Annotated in this window: 14 protein-coding genes; 5 read left to right on the top strand and 9 right to left on the bottom strand. The window is 67.9% G+C overall.

Annotated elements, in window-relative coordinates; genetic code table 11:
* Positions 1 to 197 precede the first annotated feature (197 nt).
* Together A9974_RS08440 and A9974_RS08435 are read right to left on the bottom strand one after the other, a co-directional pair.
* A complete protein-coding gene (locus A9974_RS08440; RefSeq protein WP_255468081.1) occupies positions 198 to 1,208 on the bottom strand; it encodes a tripartite tricarboxylate transporter substrate binding protein in 1,011 nt (336 codons plus the stop codon).
* Between the two features lie 102 nt (positions 1,209 to 1,310).
* A complete protein-coding gene (locus A9974_RS08435; protein ID WP_255468080.1) occupies positions 1,311 to 2,174 on the bottom strand; it encodes an alpha/beta fold hydrolase in 864 nt (287 codons plus the stop codon).
* Between the two features lie 83 nt (positions 2,175 to 2,257).
* On the opposite strand from A9974_RS08435, the gene A9974_RS08430 reads away from it, so the two are divergent.
* From A9974_RS08430 to A9974_RS08420, 3 genes are all read left to right on the top strand, one after another.
* Complete coding sequence (locus A9974_RS08430) at positions 2,258 to 3,157, top strand: LysR family transcriptional regulator (RefSeq protein ID WP_183003629.1); 900 nt, start codon at positions 2,258 to 2,260, stop codon at positions 3,155 to 3,157.
* Between the two features lie 189 nt (positions 3,158 to 3,346).
* Positions 3,347 to 3,853 carry a hypothetical protein gene (locus A9974_RS08425; protein ID WP_183003628.1) on the top strand — a complete coding sequence of 169 codons (507 nt, stop codon included), beginning with the start codon at positions 3,347 to 3,349 and terminating at the stop codon, positions 3,851 to 3,853.
* Between the two features lie 101 nt (positions 3,854 to 3,954).
* Positions 3,955 to 5,148: an MFS transporter gene (locus A9974_RS08420; protein ID WP_183003627.1), complete on the top strand. Its 1,194-nt coding sequence runs from the start codon at positions 3,955 to 3,957 to the stop codon at positions 5,146 to 5,148.
* Between the two features lie 155 nt (positions 5,149 to 5,303).
* Here A9974_RS08420 and gltX read toward each other — a convergent pair whose 3' ends face one another.
* Positions 5,304 to 6,710 (bottom strand): glutamate--tRNA ligase, encoded by a 1,407-nt coding sequence (gene gltX / locus A9974_RS08415; RefSeq protein ID WP_183003626.1) that lies wholly within the window; start codon positions 6,708 to 6,710, stop codon positions 5,304 to 5,306.
* Between the two features lie 120 nt (positions 6,711 to 6,830).
* Between gltX and A9974_RS08410 the strand changes: the two genes are divergently transcribed.
* Positions 6,831 to 9,272 (top strand): GNAT family N-acetyltransferase, encoded by a 2,442-nt coding sequence (locus A9974_RS08410; protein ID WP_183003625.1) that lies wholly within the window; start codon positions 6,831 to 6,833, stop codon positions 9,270 to 9,272.
* 43 nt (positions 9,273 to 9,315) lie between these two features.
* Here the strand turns inward: A9974_RS08410 and A9974_RS08405 are convergent, their stop codons facing one another.
* From A9974_RS08405 to yjgA, 6 genes are all read right to left on the bottom strand, one after another.
* Positions 9,316 to 10,008, bottom strand: a complete 693-nt coding sequence (locus A9974_RS08405; RefSeq protein WP_183003624.1) for an isochorismatase family cysteine hydrolase — start codon at positions 10,006 to 10,008, stop codon at positions 9,316 to 9,318.
* 9 nt (positions 10,009 to 10,017) lie between these two features.
* Positions 10,018 to 10,854 carry an ABC transporter permease gene (locus A9974_RS08400; RefSeq protein WP_183003623.1) on the bottom strand — a complete coding sequence of 279 codons (837 nt, stop codon included), beginning with the start codon at positions 10,852 to 10,854 and terminating at the stop codon, positions 10,018 to 10,020.
* Between the two features lie 3 nt (positions 10,855 to 10,857).
* Entirely contained in the window at positions 10,858 to 11,670 is an 813-nt protein-coding gene (locus tag A9974_RS08395) for an ABC transporter ATP-binding protein (protein ID WP_183003622.1), read from the bottom strand.
* Entirely contained in the window at positions 11,670 to 12,686 is a 1,017-nt protein-coding gene (locus A9974_RS08390; protein ID WP_183003621.1) for an ABC transporter substrate-binding protein, read from the bottom strand. Before A9974_RS08390 ends, A9974_RS08395 begins: the two co-directional genes overlap by 1 nt.
* Before the next feature lie 282 nt (positions 12,687 to 12,968).
* Entirely contained in the window at positions 12,969 to 13,649 is a 681-nt protein-coding gene (locus tag A9974_RS08385; protein WP_183003620.1) for an alpha/beta hydrolase, read from the bottom strand.
* A gap of 12 nt (positions 13,650 to 13,661) precedes the next feature.
* Positions 13,662 to 14,213, bottom strand: coding sequence for a ribosome biogenesis factor YjgA (gene yjgA / locus A9974_RS08380; protein ID WP_183003619.1), 552 nt, complete (start codon positions 14,211 to 14,213; stop codon positions 13,662 to 13,664).
* Between the two features lie 58 nt (positions 14,214 to 14,271).
* Here yjgA and pmbA point away from each other — a divergent pair, with 58 nt between their 5' ends.
* Positions 14,272 to 15,636, top strand: a complete 1,365-nt coding sequence (gene pmbA, locus A9974_RS08375; protein ID WP_183003618.1) for a metalloprotease PmbA — start codon at positions 14,272 to 14,274, stop codon at positions 15,634 to 15,636.
* The last annotated feature ends 205 nt before the right edge of the window (positions 15,637 to 15,841 follow it).

Here is a 15,841-nt window from a genome sequence, read left to right as displayed (position 1 = left end):
GTGTTGCTGGCGGTGGGGCGGTGGGTTTTAGGTGGGGGGGCTTTGCTGGGTTTTTCTGCTTGCTCGGTTTGCTGATTTCGCTTGTGCCCGTTTTCTGTGCTCTATATAGAGCCCGTGCCTGGTTTCTTTGTTCTATATAGATATAGGCAGCGCCGCCATTTCGGGGGGCGCTGCCTGTATTTTTTTCGGGGGCGTATTTATTGGGGTTGTATGCCTGAGATCTTGATCCACTCCTTCCAGCGGACCGTGTCTTCCTTGACGAAGGTGTCGAAGCGGGGGGTGTCCATGGCTTCGGGGGTCAGGCCCAGGGCGCGGAGTTTGTCGGCGGTGGGGGTGTCTTTTACCGCGGCTTGAGTGGCGGCGTTCATTTTGGCGACGATGTCGGGCGGAGTGCCTGCGGGGGCGGAGATGCCTAGCCAGCCGGCGACGATGAAGTCGGGGTAGTAGGTGGACATGGTGGGGACGTCGGGCCAGGCGGGGTGGCGTTTGTCGGCGGTGACGGCCAGGGGGGCCAGGCCTTTGCCGTCGATCTGGCCCATGGCGGTCAGGTAGTCGACGAAGGCGAAGCCGATTTGCTTGCCGCGCAGGTCGGTGATGATCTGGGTGATGTTCTTGTAGCCGGCGGCGCCGATGTCGATGCCGGCGCGCTTTTTGAAGAGTTCTGCGGGGACCTGGGACGACGAGCTGTAGTAGCCGAAGAAGACTTCGCCGGGGTGCTTTTTGGCGTAGTCGACCAGTTCGGGCACGGTGCGGTAGGGGCTGTCGGGGGCGACGATGCCGACGGTGCCGAAGGTGCCGAGCATGCCGATCTGGACGAAGTCCTTCTGGGCGTCGTAGGGCAGGCTCTTGTACAGGAACTGGTTGGCGGCGTGGGTGGAGTTGGTGGACAGGAGGAACGTGTAGCCGTCGGCGGGCGCGTTCTTGGCGGCGTTGGTGCCGACGATGCCGCCGGCCCCGGGGCGGTCTTCGACGATGACGGTCTGGCCGGTTTGCTTGCCCAGGAACTGGGCGAAGGTGCGGGCGGTGAGGTCGGCGGCGCCGCCGGCGGCGGACGGGACGATAAGGGTGATGGGTTTCTCGGGCCAGCCGGCCGCGTGGGCGGCGCTGGCCAATAGCAGGGTGGCGCTGACGAGCAGGACGCGCAGGGCGGGACGATGCAGCGAATGGCGCTGCGGGGGCGCGGGGCGATGGGAAGGCGTGCGGGTCATGCTTGTCTCCTGGCGGCGCCGGCGGGCGCCGTTATTGTTTTGCCTTGGGGGGCTTTGTTGGTGAGTGCTGAGTGCGGGGGGGCTGGGTGTCCGTGCGGGGGGTCAGCCGAACCGCTTGCGGTGCCAATCCAGAATGACGCTCGCGCTGGCTCGCCAATCGTCGCCGTACATCATGCAATGGGGCTGTCCGGCCAGCACGGCGTGGTCAAAGCCGAACAGCCGGGCAATGGCGCGGTCCTGGCCGGGTGGGTGGCGGTCATGGGTGTCCAGGCCGGCCTCCAGGCACAGGCCGGGAGCGGTGATGGCCGCGGGGTCGACGGGGACGCGCAGCAGGTAGCGGTCGTTGAGCACCTGAGGGCTTTCGGGCGTGATCCGCCGCATCACGGCGCTGACGTCGCGCTCGGGCGACGTGGCCAGGAAGCGGGCGCGGATTTCGGTGTCGGCGGGGGCGCGGCGGACGGCATCTTCGGGAACCGGCGGCAGGGCAAGGGCGCCCGGCAGGTTGGCGGGCGGAGACGGCGCCATCAGGATGACGCCGGTGACGGGGCGCTGGGTGGCGGCGAGCAGGGCGGGCAAGGCGCCCATGCTGTGGCCGACCACGATGACGGGGCCGTCCAGCACGTCCAGCGCGGCGATGACGTCCTGGGCCAGGTCAGCGATGCCGGCACGGATGAAATCGGCGTGCTGCGGCAAGGGGCCGTGACCACGCACGTCGACGGCGGCGCACGCCAGGCCGGCGTGGGCGAAATAGTCCAGGTAGTGCGCGAAGCACCAGGCGCCGTGATAGGCGCCGGGGACGAACAGCAGGCCGGGGCGCGCGCAGGGGCCTGATGTGAAAGCGTCAGCGGCCTTGCCGATCAGCAGGCGGCCCTGTCCGGCGGGGCGGGTGGCAAGCCGGTCGGCCAGGCCGAAATCCAGCGGATCGATGCCGAGGGATGCGGCGGGAGCGAGAGTTGCGGTAGTCATTGCGGCCATCTTAAGTGGCGCCCTATGATGAGAAAACTTTATTTTTCCTATGAATTGATAAGTTCTTCAAATCAGACTGATCCATGCCCGCATTGCCCGAACTGTCCATCACGCACTATCGCCATTTCCTGCTGGTGGCCGAACTGCGCAGCTTTCGCGCGGCGGCGGCGCGGGCTTTCCGCTCGCAGCCGGCGCTGTCGCTGTCGATCCGCGAGATGGAGCAGCGCCTGGGCCAGCCGCTGTTCGAGCGCGGCAACGGCAATGCGCTGACGCGCTTCGGGCAGGACTGCCTGCCGCTGGCGCGCGAGCTGGTCGAGCATCACGACCGGGTGGCGGGCACGCTGTCGGGGCTGGCCAGCAATCAGGCCGGCACCCTGACGATGGCATCGGTGGCCACGGTGGCGACGCATTGGCTGCCAGAACTGGTGGCGGTGTATCGCGAGCGCTATCCGGCGGTGGCGCTGCGCCTGTTCGACGACAACTCGGAAGGCGTGGAACGCATGGTGCTGGCGGGCGAGGTGGAGCTGGGGGTATGCAGCCCGGTGCTGCGCGACCGGCGGCTGTCGTTCGAACCATTGCTGCGCGATGCGTTCGGGCTGGTCTGCCACCGCGGCCATCCGCTGGCAGGCCGCAAGTCCGTGACCTGGCGCGAGATCGCCGGGCTGCCGCTGGTGGGCACGGTGGCGCACCGCCAGCTGGCCGGCTATCCGCAGGCGGCGTTCATGATGGAGCGGCAGGTGTTCGTGTCGAACATGATGTCGCTGTTGGCCATGCTGGAGCGCGGCGTGGGCGTGACGGTGCTGGCGCGCCTGGGGGTGCCGCCGGACTCGCCGGAGCTGGCCTTCGTGCCGCTGGCGCGGCCGCGCATCGAGCGCGAACTGGGCATCACGCGATTGGCGGGCCGCAGCCTGTCTCCGGCGGCGGCGCGCATGGAAGAATTGCTGCGCGACAAAGCGATGCGGCGCGGTGGCAGTGTCGTTTGAAACCAACGCATTTTTGCGCGATTGAGCGTTAAAGCAGGCGCTTTGCGCGACGGACTGTTGCGCAATTGCACTTGGCGCGGATCGTCGTTGATTCTTCACAGGCGCCTCTTTAGAGTGCGTGATGTTTGCTGCGCGAGGGGCGTGCCGGTCTGAGCGGCGCGGCGCGTCGACAGACGTGTTGAGGAAGTCATGAGCAGTGTGTATTTGCGTACGGCGGGCGTGGTCTGCGCCGTGTTGATCCTGGGTGGCTGTGTCACCCGGAAACCCGCCAACATTACCGAGGCCCAGCCGGAAGGGCCGCCCAAGCCGATGGCCTGTGTGCCGGCCAAGAGCGGCGATCCCATGGTCGGCACCTGGTATTCGAATTCGAAGCCGCGCGGCGTCAGCGGCGATTTCCAGGCCTTGACGGTGCTGTATGCCGACGGCCGCATGGCCTATGAAACCCAGCTCAAGATCGGCCGCAAGACGCGGCCGGCGCTGCGCGAAACCGGCTGCTGGAGCGTGGTGGACGGCATCTACACGATGCAGACCACCCAATCGAACGGCGAAATCGTCGATGCCGCCGACCCGATCTACGTCAACCGCTATCGCGTCGAAAAGGTCGAGCAGGCCAAGCTGACGTTGCGCGAGCTGAAAAGCGGCGGCCAGGTCGTGACCGCGCGCCGCATGCCCCAGGGCTACCGCCTGCCTTATTGACGCGTTGCGCAGGGCGGACAGGCGCTGCATTGCGGCGTCGCCAAGCGGGCCGGGCTGCGGTAAGGTGCGGGCTTCGCCTTTCCATCCGCCGCCGGTCTTTCATGCCCGCCCTTTCCTCTGAAGCACGCGCCATCGCGCTGCTGGCCCTGGCTGCCTTCGTCAGCGCCAGCGCCTTCCGCATTTGTGATCCCATGTTGCCGCAGCTGGCGTCCGAATTCGGCGCCACGACGGGCCAGGCCGCGCGCGCAGTGACGGCGTTCGCCGTCGCTTATGGCGTGCTGCAGATGTTCTTTGGCCCCGTCGGGGACCGCTACGGCAAGTACCGGGTCGTCAGCGTAGCGACCTTTGCCTGCGCCCTGGGCAGCGCCGGCGCGGTCCTGGCCGAGACGCTGGACATGCTGGTGATCTGCCGCGCCTTGTCCGGCGCGGCGGGCGCGGGCATCGTGCCGCTGTCGATGGCCTGGATCGGCGACACCGTTCCCTACGAGCGCCGGCAGGCCACGCTGGCGCGCTTCCTGACCGGCACCATCCTGGGCATGGCGGCGGGCCAGCTGGCCGGCGGCCTGTTCGCCGACACGCTGGGCTGGCGCTGGGCCTTCGCCGCGCTGGTCTGCGGCTATCTGATCGTCGGGGTGCTGCTGCACCAGGAAGTGCGCCGTCAGCGCCGCTTGGGCCTGGGCGTGGTGGATCCGAACGCGCCGCGCCAGGGCTTCGTGGCGCAGGCGCGGCAGGTGCTGGGCACGCCGTGGGCGCGGGTGGTGCTGGCCACCGTGTTCATCGAGGGCCTGCTGGTGTTCGGCGCGCTGGCCTTCGCGCCGTCCTATCTGCACGAGCGCTTCGATATCTCGCTGACCGCCGCCGGCGCGCTGGTGGCGGTGTATGCCGTGGGCGGGCTGCTTTACACCGTGGTGGCGGGCCGGATCTTGAAGCGCCTGGGCGAACGCGGCCTGGCGGTGGCAGGCGGGCTGGTGCTGGGCGTGGCCTTCCTGTCGTACCTGCTAGGGCCGGTGTGGCTCTGGAGCCTGTTGGCCAGCGTGTTGGCCGGGTTTGGCTACTACCTGCTGCATGCGACGTTGCAGACCAATGCCACCCAGATGGTGCCGTCGGCGCGCGGCACGGCGGTGGCGTGGTTCGCGTCCTGCCTGTTCATGGGCCAGGCGGCCGGCGTGGCGCTGGCCGGCGCGGTGGTGGACGAGGCCGGGGCGGCGGTGCTGTTCGGCGGCTCGGCGGTGTTGCTGCCGTTGCTGGGTGCGTTCTTCTCGCGCGCGCTGAAGTTCCGCCCGGCCGCCGCCTAGCCTCTTTTTCCGAACGCGGCGCGCCATGGCGGCGCGGGCCGCCAAAAACCTGCCCCGGCGCGGCGCAGCGCCGGATGCCGTAAAAAAAGCCCCAGCCGGCGTTGCCGGATGGGGCTTTGCTTTGCGGGGCCGGGCGCGGGCCCCGCAGGCCAGGATCAGATCGCGGCCAGGCGCTTTTGCACGGTGTCCTTGCCCAGCAGCGCCAGCACGGCGTCCACTGCCGGCGTCTGGGTCTGGCCGGTCACGGCTACGCGCAGCGGAATCGCCAGTTGCGGCATCTTCAGGCCGCGGTCGGCCAGCACGGCCTTGATCAGCGCCGAGATGGCGTCGCGGGTCCAGTCGGTGCCAGCGGCGCGCTGGGCGAAATCGGCCAGGGCTTCGCGGGCGGGGGCGGTCAGGTGTTGCTCGACCAGTTCCGGCGCGGCCGGCTTGAACTCGCCGCAGAACAGCATGGCGCCGTCAGCCAGTTGCTCGAGCGTTTCGGCGCGGTCTTTCAAGAGGCCCATGACGCCCGGCAGGTCGATCTTTTCCGGGTGGCCGCCGCGGTTGGCCACGCGCGGGGCCACGCGTTCGGCCAGCTCGGCATTGTCCATCTGCTTGATGTAGTGGGCGTTGACCCAGTTCAGCTTCTTGGGATCCCATTGCGAGGCGGACTTGGACAGGTGGCGGGTGTCGAACCACTGCACCAGCTGTTCGCGGCTGAAGAGCTCGTCGTCACCGTGGCTCCAGCCCAGGCGGGCCAGGTAGTTGATCATGGCCTCGGGCAGGTAGCCCTCGTTGTCGTATTCCATGACGTTGACCGCGCCGTGGCGCTTGGACAGCTTTTCGCCGTCCGGGCCCAGGATCATGGGCACGTGGCCGTATTCGGGCAGGGTGGCGCCCAGCGCGCGCAGGATGTTGATCTGGCGCGGGGTGTTGTTGACGTGGTCATCGCCGCGCAGCACGTGGGTGATGCCCATGTCCCAGTCGTCGACCACGACGCAGAAGTTATAGGTCGGGGTGCCGTCCGGGCGCGCGATGATCAGGTCGTCCAGTTCGGTGTTGTCGAAGCTGATCGTGCCCTTGACCATGTCGTTCCAGGACGTCGCGCCTTCCTGGGGGTTCTTGAAGCGCACCACGGGTTGGCGGCCGGCGGGGATGGCGGGCAGCGTCTTGCCGGGCTCCGGGCGCCAGGTGCCGTCGTAGCGCGGCTTGTCGCCGCGGGCGCGGGCGGCTTCGCGCATGGCTTCCACTTCCTCGGGCGAGCTGTAGCAATGGTAGGCGGTGCCGGCGGCCAGCATCTGCGCAACCACTTCGCGGTAGCGGTCCATGCGCTGCATCTGGTAGAAGGGGCCTTCGTCCGGCTGCATGCCCAGCCAGTCCATGCTGTCCAGGATGGCCTGCACCGCTTCCGGCGTGGAGCGTTCGACGTCCGTGTCTTCGATGCGCAGGACGAACGTGCCCTGGTGGTGGCGCGCGAAGGCCCAGGAGAACAGCGCGGTGCGGGCGCCGCCCAGGTGCAGGAAGCCCGTGGGCGAAGGCGCGAAGCGGGTACGGATGGGGGTAGAGGCGTTGGAAGTCATAGGTGGCAATGATAGCGGCTGCGGCGCCACAAAGCGGCGTCAGGCAGGGTCCACGTCAAGCGGACGGCGGGGTTGTCTTGTTACGATGAACGGTATTTTAGATTAGCGCCCGCCCACGACATGCTGCGACACGCACTTGCCCCGATGTTCGAACCCAGTTCGCTGGTGATCGTTGCCGACCGGCCCCTGCCGGCGGCGGGCTCCCTGTCGCCGGCGCTCAAGGCCCGCACCACGGTGGTGGCCTGCGAAGTCGGCGCCGCACCCGACTTGCCCGAGACCTTGCAGGGCCTGGCCGCCGGTGAACGGCCTGATCTGGCCCTGGTTTGCGTGTCGCCCGCCGTGCTGCCCGAAACGCTGCGCCGGCTGTCGCCGCTGGCGCCGCGTTCGGTCATCCTGTTGCCGCATCCGCTGCCCGATCCCTATCCGCGCGGCACGCTGGCGCTGTGCCGGGCCTGGGCCGAGGAAAACCGCTGTGAATTGCTGGGCCCGCGCTCGTTCGGCGCCCAGCGGCCCCATGCCGGCCTGAATTTCAGCCAGCATCCGGTGCTGGCGCGCGCCGGCCGCGTGGCGCTCCTGGCGCAGTCGCGCTCGATCATGGCCGCCGTGATGGACTGGGCCGAAGACGTGCATATCGGCTTTTCCACCGCGGTGTCGCTGGGCGACGAGGCGGTGGTGGGCCTGTCCAAGGTGCTGGACTACCTGGCGAGCGACCCCCGCACCGACAGCATCGTGCTGTACCTGGAAGACGTCGGCCCGGCGCGCGAATTCATGAGCACGCTGCGGGCCGCGGCCAGCGTCAAGCCGGTGATCGTGCTCAAGGCGGGACGGGCGGATACCGACAGCGCCGACGCGATCTTCGATGCCGCCCTGCGCCGCGCCGGCGCGGTGCGGGTGCGCTACTTCGTGCAGCTGTTCTCGGCCGTGAAGGTGCTGGGCTACACCCGCCGCCCCAAGGGCCGGCGGGTGGCGCTGATCTCCAACGGCAGCGGGCCGCCGCAGCTGGCCATGGACCTGATCGGTCCGGACGCCGCCGTGCTGCGCGCCGAGCTGGCGCCGGCCACTCAGCGCGCCTTGGCGGCGATGCTGGAGCCCGACGCGGCCACGGTCAACCCGGTCATCACCTATACGCCGCTGACGCCCGAGCGCATCCGCACCATGCTGGACGCGGTGCTGGACGATACCGGCGTGGACGGGGTGCTGGTGCTGCTGGCGCCCGACGCGTTGGCCGACATGCCGGCCGTGGCCCGCGAGCTGGCGCTGATCGCGCCCAAGGCCAAGAAGCCCGTGGTCACCTGCTTCATGGGCGATGCCGGCATGCGGCCGTTGCGGCGCATGCTGGACGACGCCGGCACGTCCGCGTTCCGCACGCCCGAATCCGCCGCGGATGCCTTCGGCGTGCTGGCCTCGCACCACTACAACCAGCAACTGCTGCTGCAGACCCAGCCGCCCGAGCCCGCCACCCACGTGCCCGACCTGGCCACCGCGCGCGAGATTCTGGCGCGGGTGCGGGCCGATTGCCGGCGCGAACTCAATACGTCTGAAATCCGCGCGTTGCTGGCGCTGTTCTATGTGCCGCTGCGCGACATGCCGGTGGACGTGGCCCTGGGCGAGCCCGAATCCCGTCCCATGGCGATCCGGGTGCGGCGCGACCCGCAGTTCGGCCCGGTCGTCCGTTTTGGCGCGGGTGGCCCCGACGCGGTGCTGTCGCAGTCTGACCGCGGCATCGACCTGCCGCCGCTGAACGGCTTCCTGGCCCGGCAACTGATCGAACGCAGCCGGCTGTGGCGCCGGGTGCTGGCGCCGCGCGTCGGCCATCTGGCCGCCGAGGCGCTGCAGCAGGCGCTGGTGCTGGTGTCCGAGCTGGTCTCGGAACTGCCCGACATCGAAACGCTGGACATCGACCCGCTCTACGCCGGCGAAACCCATCTGCGCGCCGGCGGCCTGCGCATGACGCTGACCGAAACGCCGGGCTGCGAATCGCCGCAGACCGCCGGCTATCCGCACATGGCGATCCATCCGTACCCGGCGCGCCTGGTGCAGGTGCGCCGCTTTGCCGACGGCATCCCCTGGGTGCTGCGGCCGATCCGCCCCGAAGACGCGCAGCCGCTGCAGGAATTCATCCGCGGCTTGTCGGAACGTTCGCGCTACATGCGCTTCGTGTCGATGATGCGCGAGCTGACGCCGCGCATGGTGTCGCGCTACACGCAGGTGGACTACCACCGCGAGCTGGCCCTGGTAGCCGCCACCCAGGTGCCCAATCCGGCCAATCGCGGCCATCCGCGCGAGGTCCTGGTCGGCTTCGCGCATTATTTGCGCAATCCGGACGGGCGCGGCGCGGAATACGCGCTGGTGATCGGCGACGACTGGCAGCGGCGCGGCCTGGGCCGTCAGCTGATGTCGGCGCTGATCGACGCGGCGCGCGAGCAGGGGCTGGAATACATCGACGGGCTGGTACTGTCGACCAACCGGCCGATGCTGTCGCTGATGACCAGCCTGGGCTTCACCAACGACGCGGACCCCGAAGACCCGACCATGCGCCGGGTCTGGCTGAACCTGGGCTGACGCGGGCGGCCGGTGCCGCGGCGCGCCGGCCCGGGGCCCGCTGTCAGGCCGTCTTGCGCGCCGCCTGCGCCGGTTGCAGGCGCGCCGCCGCCTCGTCCACCGACAGCACGTCTCCAAAGAACAGCAGCCAGCCGTGCAGCGCGTGTTCGTGCTCGGTCGGGGTCACGGCGGCCAGCGCGTCGTCCACCATGATGGTGCGGAAGTCGCGCATCATCGCGTCGCGCGCGGTCGACTCGCAGCACACGTTGGTGACCGTGCCGGCGATCAGCAGCGTATCCACGCCCAGTCCGCGCAGCAGCGGCTCCAGTTCGGACGAGCCCGGCGCCATGGCGCTGTAGAAGCGCTTGACCACCCGCAGGTCGGTATCAGCGGGCCGCAGGTCCGGATGCAGCGCGAAGCCCGGCGCATCGCGCCGCAGGGTTTCCAGGCGCCGCGCGCTGCGTTCGGGCGTCAGCATCACGCCATGGTGGTGCGACCAGAAGGCGTCGGCATTGTCGGATGCCGTCTGCACCCACACCACGGTACCGCCCGCGCCCCGCACCGCATCGCAGAGCCGGTTGATGGGTTCGATGATGCCGCGCGCCGGGGCGCATTCGCCCTGGTAGCCCGGTAGGGTGAAGTACTGCTGCATGTCTATCACCACCAGGGCGCAGCGGGCGCCGGGCAGGGTGTCGTAGGGGTGCAGGCAACCTTGGCGGGCGATGACCCGGTCCTGGACCCATTGCGGGATCTGCATGGCGACTCCTTATCCGTAGCGCCGCGCCACCGCGGCTTCGATGCGGTACACCACCAGGTACATCACGCTGGAGATCAGCGCGAGCATGGTGATGGCGGTCATGACGATGTTCAGCTTGAAGACTTGGCTGCCGTTCATGATCAGAAAGCCTAGCCCCGAGTCGGCCGACTGGAATTCCCCCACGATGACGCCCACCAGCGCCAGGCCGATGTTCATCTTCACCGCCGCGATCAGGGTCGGCACGCTGCCGGGCAGCACGACCTTCACCAGCACCTGCCAGCGGCTGGCGCCGAAGGTGCGGGCCAGCTTGACCTTGTTCAGGTCAATGCCGCGAAAGCCCGCGTACACCACCATGATGGTCACGAACACCGCAATCGCCACGGCCATGCCGTACACGGCGTAGTCCGACCCCAGCCACAGGTAGAAGATCGGCACGAAGGCGATCTTGGGCATGGCGTTGGCCACCACCAGGAACGGGTCCAGCACCTTGTACAGAAAGTCCGACCACCACAGCGCGGCGGCCACCACGATGCCGATGACCATGCTCAAGGTAAAGCCCACCAGCGTGGCCGACAGGGTGGTCAGGATGTGGTGCGCCAGGTTGCCATTGGCCCACAGGTCGATGAAGGTGGGCCACAGCGCGCTGGGATAGCTGGTCAGGAGCGGGTTCACGATGTGCAGCCGCGGCAGGATCTCCCATGCGCACAGGAACACGACCAGCAGCAAGGCCTGGGCCAGGCGGATATTGCGGCGGCGGGCGCGGTCGCGCCGCAGGTAGTCCAGGTATTTCTGGCTGGGCGCGGGTACGGCGCGCAGCGGCACGGCATTGGCGACGGGTGCGTTCATGGCTCAGCCCTCCACGTGAACGTCCAGCTCGTCCCAGAGCTGTTTGAAATAGGTGTTGAATTCCGGCCGCGAGCGCGCCTGGAACGGCGTGGGGCGCGCGCCGTCGCCGTAGTGGATGCGGTATTGGCTCTTCAGGCGGCCCGGCCGGCGCGACAGTACGATGACGCGGTCGGTCATGGCGATGGCTTCGCCGATGTCGTGCGTGACCAGCACCACGGTTTTGCCCTCGCGCCGCAGGATGTCCACCACCTCGTCGGAGATCGCCAGCCGGGTCTGCGAATCCAGCGCCGAGAAGGGTTCGTCCAGCAAGATCACGTCGGGCTCGGTGGCCAACGTGCGCGCCAGCGCCGCGCGCTGGCGCATGCCGCCCGACAGTTGGCGCGGCGTGTGCGTCAGAAAGGCGCCCAGGCCGCATTTCTCGAGCAGGTGCACGGCGCGGGCCTCGCTGCGCGCATCGCGCCGGCCCTGGATTTCGGCGCCCAGCATGACGTTGTCCAGGATGGTGCGCCATTCAAACAGGTAGTCCTGCTGCAGCATGTAGCCGATGCGCGGGTTTGGCTCGGTGACGGCGTGGCCATCGATCATCACCGCGCCGGACGTCGGCGCGATCAGCCCCGCGATCAGCGACAGCAGCGTGCTCTTGCCGCAGCCGCTCTGGCCGATCAGGCTGACGAACTCGCCTGGAGCCAGCATGAACGACACTTGCGACAGGGCCTCGGTTTCGCCTTCCGGCGTGAAGTAGCTCAGGCAGACGTCGCGCAGCTCGATTTTCGCGCTGGCTGTCTCGGGCTTCAGGTTGCGGACGACGGCGCTCATCACGGCACCTTCCGGGCAAAGTCGGCGATCACCACGTCTTCGTACTTGACGCGTGCGCCTTCCTTCATGACGGCGCTGGCGATCAGCATGTCCTGCAGCTGGTTCATGGCCTCGGCCGTCACCAGGGGCGTGGTCTTCCAGATCTGGTATTGCTTGTAGCGTTCGATCGCGTCGGTCACCGCCGCCGTGTCCATGCCCGGGAAATACGTCATGATCTGCGGCGCGAGCGTGGCGGCCGGCGTGTCCTTCACGTATTTCTCGGCGCGCGCCACCACGTCGGTCCACGCCTGCACCACCTTGGGGTTGTCGCGGATGTATTTGTCGGTGGCGGTAAAGACCGTGTAGTCCACCTGGCCGACCTCATGGCCCACCGAGGCCACGATGTAGCCCTTGCCGTTGCGCACCAGTTCGCCGGCTTCGGGCTCCAGGAAAATGCCGTACTCGCCCTGGCCCGCCATCCAGGCGCCTGCGCGCGCCGGAATGCCGATGTTGTTCAGCAGCTTGACGTCCTTTTGCGGATCCAGCCCGTGTTTGCGCAGGGCGGTCTCCAGGAACACGATGGGGTTCGACCCGGGCCGGAAGCCGATCACTTCCTTGCCGCGCAGCATGCTCCAGTCGAACTTGTCGACTGGCTTGCGCGCCAGCAGGAAAAAGCCGTCGGTGGCGGTCAGCCCGGCGAAGATCTTCGGTTTGACCGGCGATTCGCTGTTGTGCACGTAGATCGACGCCTCGGGGCCGATCAGCACGATGTCGGCGCTGCCCGACAGCAGGGCGGTCATGCCCTTGTCGGTGCCCTGCGAGGTCTTCATCGAGACGTCCAGCCCCGCGTCCTTGAAGTAGCCCTGCGACAGGGCGATGTACTTGGGCACATAGAGGATGGAGCGCACCACCTCTTCGTAGCGGACCTTCACGGGGGGGGGGAGCGCTTCGCCGTGGGCGGGGAAGGGGACAAGCGCGGGCGCAAGCGCGGCGAGCAGCGCCACGGCTGCCAGGCGGGGCAATGGCAAGGGCTTCAAGGGACTTTCTCCTGCGTCTGTATGCCTCGCCGAAACCCGGCGCGACACGGCCAATGGGGATGGATCGACTGCAACAACAGGGAAGCCCGAACGCTAGCTGCCCGGGCCGATAAGGCGTGGTTTGAATACTATATTCAATACCAGGGGGCGACAAGGATTTTGGGATTGGCGTTTTTCCCTAGGAGAGGGCGCCGGTCAGCCCCGAAGAACTCGGTGCTGAAATACTACTTGGTATACCAAAAGGGGAGTGCCGGCCGCCGGGCGTCCGGCGGCCGGGCGGGCTTATCCGGCCAGCACTTCGTTCAGGAAGCGGGAGATATCCGCGACTTCTTCGGCGCAGACCGAATGCGGCATGGGGTAGGTGTGCCAGCGCACGTCGTAGCCCAGGCGTTCCAGTTCGGCCAGCGAGGCCTGGGCGCGCGGCAGCGACACGACCGGGTCGTACTGGCCGTGGGCCAGGAAGATGGGCGTGCGCTGATTGGCCGGGGCGCGTTCGCCCTCGGCGGTATCCAGCAGCGGCAGGTAGCCCGACAGGCCCATCATGCCCGCCAGTTTTTCCGGCAGGCGCAGGCCCGTATGCAGGGTCATGGCGCAGCCTTGCGAAAAACCCGCCAGGACGATGTTCGAGGTGGGGATGCCACGCGCGTTCTCACGGGCGATGAGCTTGCGGATGGCGGCTTCGGACGCGCGGATGCCCTTGGCGTCTTCGACCCGCACCAGGTCCATCACCAGGATGTCGTACCACGACCGCATCGCCATGCCGTTGTTGATGGTGACGCGCTGCACCGGGGCATTGGGGAACACGAAGCGCACCGCTGCGCCGGCCGGCAGGTCCAGTTCGGGCACGATGGGCGCGAAATCGTTGCCGTCCGCGCCCAGGCCATGCAGCCAGATCACGGCATGCGTGGGGGTGGGGGCGGTTTCGATCTCGATGCAGTCGAGCAGGTCGGTCGGTGCGTTCATGGAAAGCGGGAATCAGAGGGTAAGGGTCTTGAGCGCCTGGAACAGCGCGCGATAGTGCTTCTTTTGCGGATCCTGGCCCTGCAGCAGCGCGGCGTTGGCCGCCTTTTCCTTGCGGGCGGCGCGAATCAGGGCGCGCAATTGCTGCACATCCGCCTGCGGATTGTCGTGCAGCAGCTTGGTCAGCGCGTCGTCGTCGTCCAGCAGGCGATCGCGCACGGCCTCCAGGCGGTGCATGGCGGCGGTTTCTTCGCGCGAGCCGTTTTCCCAGACATCGAGCTGGGTGCGGATTTCGTCCGCGGGGGCGTCGCGCATCAGCTTGCCCACATAGTGGACCTGGCGGCGCAGGCCTTCGCGGCCGGTCGTGCGTTGCGCCGTGCGGATGGCCTCGTAGAGGCGTTCGGCCAGGGGCAACTGCTTGAGGCGTTCGGGGGACAGGGCGATCAACTGCTTGCCCAAGTCCAGCAGCGCGTGCATTTCGCGCTTGATCTGGGACTTGCTGGGGCGGTCGTAGCCGTTCTCGTCGTAGCCTTCGTCGACGGATTCTTCTTCGGTATGGGAATTCATGGAAAACTGCGCAATGACAGACTTAGCTATGATAACCGTCTCTGCAAATTGGACAGCAATGGTCAAATCCTCCTCCTCCTTGCCGCTGGCGGCCAATCACGCGCGTTTTTCCGAATTGGTCGAGCAAACGCTGGCCTACGCCCGCCAGATCGGTGCCTCGGACGCCGCGGCCGAAGTCTCTGAAAGCCTGGGCCTGTCGGTGTCGGTACGCAAGAACGACATCGAAACCGTCGAACAGACCCGCGACCGCTCGCTCGACCTCACGGTCTATGCCGGCCAGAGCCGCGGCTCCGCCTCGACCTCCGACTTCTCCGAAGCGGCCCTGCGCCAAACGGTGGAAGCGGCCTGGCACATCGCGCGCCATACCGCCGCCGATCCGGCCGCCGGCCTGCCCGACGCCGACCAGTTGGCCACCGAATTCCCCGACCTGGACCTGCATCGCGCCTGGCCGGTCTCCACCGAGGAAGCCGCCGAACTCGCCCTGCGCGCCGAGCGCGCGGCCCGCGATGTCGATTCCCGCATCACCAATACCGACGGCGCCACGGTGGGCACCTATGAAGGCCAGTTCGTCATGGGCAACACCCGCGGCTTCCTGGGCGGCTACCCGTATTCGCGCCACAGCCTGTCGGTGGCGCCCATCGCCGGCCGCGGCAACGGCATGCAGCGCGACTATTGGTACACCTCCGAGCGCGATCCGGCCAAGATGGCCTCGCCCGAGGCCGTGGGCCGCTACGCTGCCGAGCGCACCCTGTCGCGCCTGTCGGCCCGCCGCATCCGCACCGGCAAGTTCCCGGTCCTGTTCGAGGCGCCGTTGGCGCTGGGCCTGGTTGGCGCTCTGACGCAGGCCGCCAACGGCGGCGCGCTCTACCGCAAGGCCAGCTTCCTGCTCGACGCCCTGGGCAAGCCCATTTTCCCCGACCACATCAATCTGGCCGAAGACCCGCACATCCGCGGCGGCATGGGCAGTTCGCCGTTCGACGACGAAGGCGTGCGCACCCGCAAGCGCAGCGTGGTGACGGCCGGCGTGCTCGAAGGCTACTTCCTGTCTTCGTACACCGCCCGCAAGCTGGGCATGCAAACCACCGGCAATGCTGGCGGCTCGCACAACCTGACCTTCTCGTCCACGTTGACGCGCCGCGGTGACGACTTCGAAGCCATGCTCAAGAAAATGGGCACCGGCTTCCTCGTCACCGAACTCATCGGCCAGGGCGTGAACTATGTCACGGGCGACTACTCCCGTGGCGCGTTCGGCTACTGGGTCGAAAACGGCCAGATCCAGCACGCGGTGCAGGAAATCACCATCGCCGGCAATCTGGCGGACATGTTCCGCCAGATCGTCGCCGTGGGCGCGGACACCATTTCGCGCGGCACCAAGACCACCGGCTCGATCCTGATCGAGCAAATGGCGATCGCGGGCACCTGATCCGCCAGGCCAACACAGCGCCCGTCCGGGCGGGGCCTTCGGGCCTGTCCGGACGGGCGTTGCCGTTTGCGCGCCGGGCATTTCCGCCAGCGGGCGCGCCATGGTTTGGCGTCTTTGCAATCCTTTAACGCTGGGGAATTCCTCTAGCCGCCGAGGGCGATGCCAGCGTGTAATATCCGGCGAGTATTGCTCAAACAAGTATCGC

Origin of the sequence: Achromobacter sp. UMC71, assembly GCF_014170305.1 — a bacterium.
Classification (GTDB): domain Bacteria; phylum Pseudomonadota; class Gammaproteobacteria; order Burkholderiales; family Burkholderiaceae_B; genus Achromobacter.
The sequence above is the reverse complement of the archived record's forward strand: the minus strand, read 5'-3'. Positions and strand labels throughout refer to the sequence as shown.

Coding starts and splice junctions, on each gene's coding strand:
- A9974_RS08405 (WP_183003624.1), bottom strand. CDS start 10,008: ATGCAGATCCCGCAATGGGTCCAGGACCGGGTCATCGCCCGCCAAGGT.
- A9974_RS08425 (WP_183003628.1), top strand. CDS start 3,347: ATGAGCAGTGTGTATTTGCGTACGGCGGGCGTGGTCTGCGCCGTGTTG.
- A9974_RS08435 (WP_255468080.1), bottom strand. CDS start 2,174: ATGACTACCGCAACTCTCGCTCCCGCCGCATCCCTCGGCATCGATCCG.
- pmbA (WP_183003618.1), top strand. CDS start 14,272: ATGGTCAAATCCTCCTCCTCCTTGCCGCTGGCGGCCAATCACGCGCGT.
- yjgA (WP_183003619.1), bottom strand. CDS start 14,213: ATGAATTCCCATACCGAAGAAGAATCCGTCGACGAAGGCTACGACGAG.
- gltX (WP_183003626.1), bottom strand. CDS start 6,710: ATGACTTCCAACGCCTCTACCCCCATCCGTACCCGCTTCGCGCCTTCG.
- A9974_RS08395 (WP_183003622.1), bottom strand. CDS start 11,670: ATGAGCGCCGTCGTCCGCAACCTGAAGCCCGAGACAGCCAGCGCGAAA.
- A9974_RS08385 (WP_183003620.1), bottom strand. CDS start 13,649: ATGAACGCACCGACCGACCTGCTCGACTGCATCGAGATCGAAACCGCC.
- A9974_RS08410 (WP_183003625.1), top strand. CDS start 6,831: ATGCTGCGACACGCACTTGCCCCGATGTTCGAACCCAGTTCGCTGGTG.
- A9974_RS08430 (WP_183003629.1), top strand. CDS start 2,258: ATGCCCGCATTGCCCGAACTGTCCATCACGCACTATCGCCATTTCCTG.
- A9974_RS08440 (WP_255468081.1), bottom strand. CDS start 1,208: ATGACCCGCACGCCTTCCCATCGCCCCGCGCCCCCGCAGCGCCATTCG.
- A9974_RS08400 (WP_183003623.1), bottom strand. CDS start 10,854: ATGAACGCACCCGTCGCCAATGCCGTGCCGCTGCGCGCCGTACCCGCG.
- A9974_RS08420 (WP_183003627.1), top strand. CDS start 3,955: ATGCCCGCCCTTTCCTCTGAAGCACGCGCCATCGCGCTGCTGGCCCTG.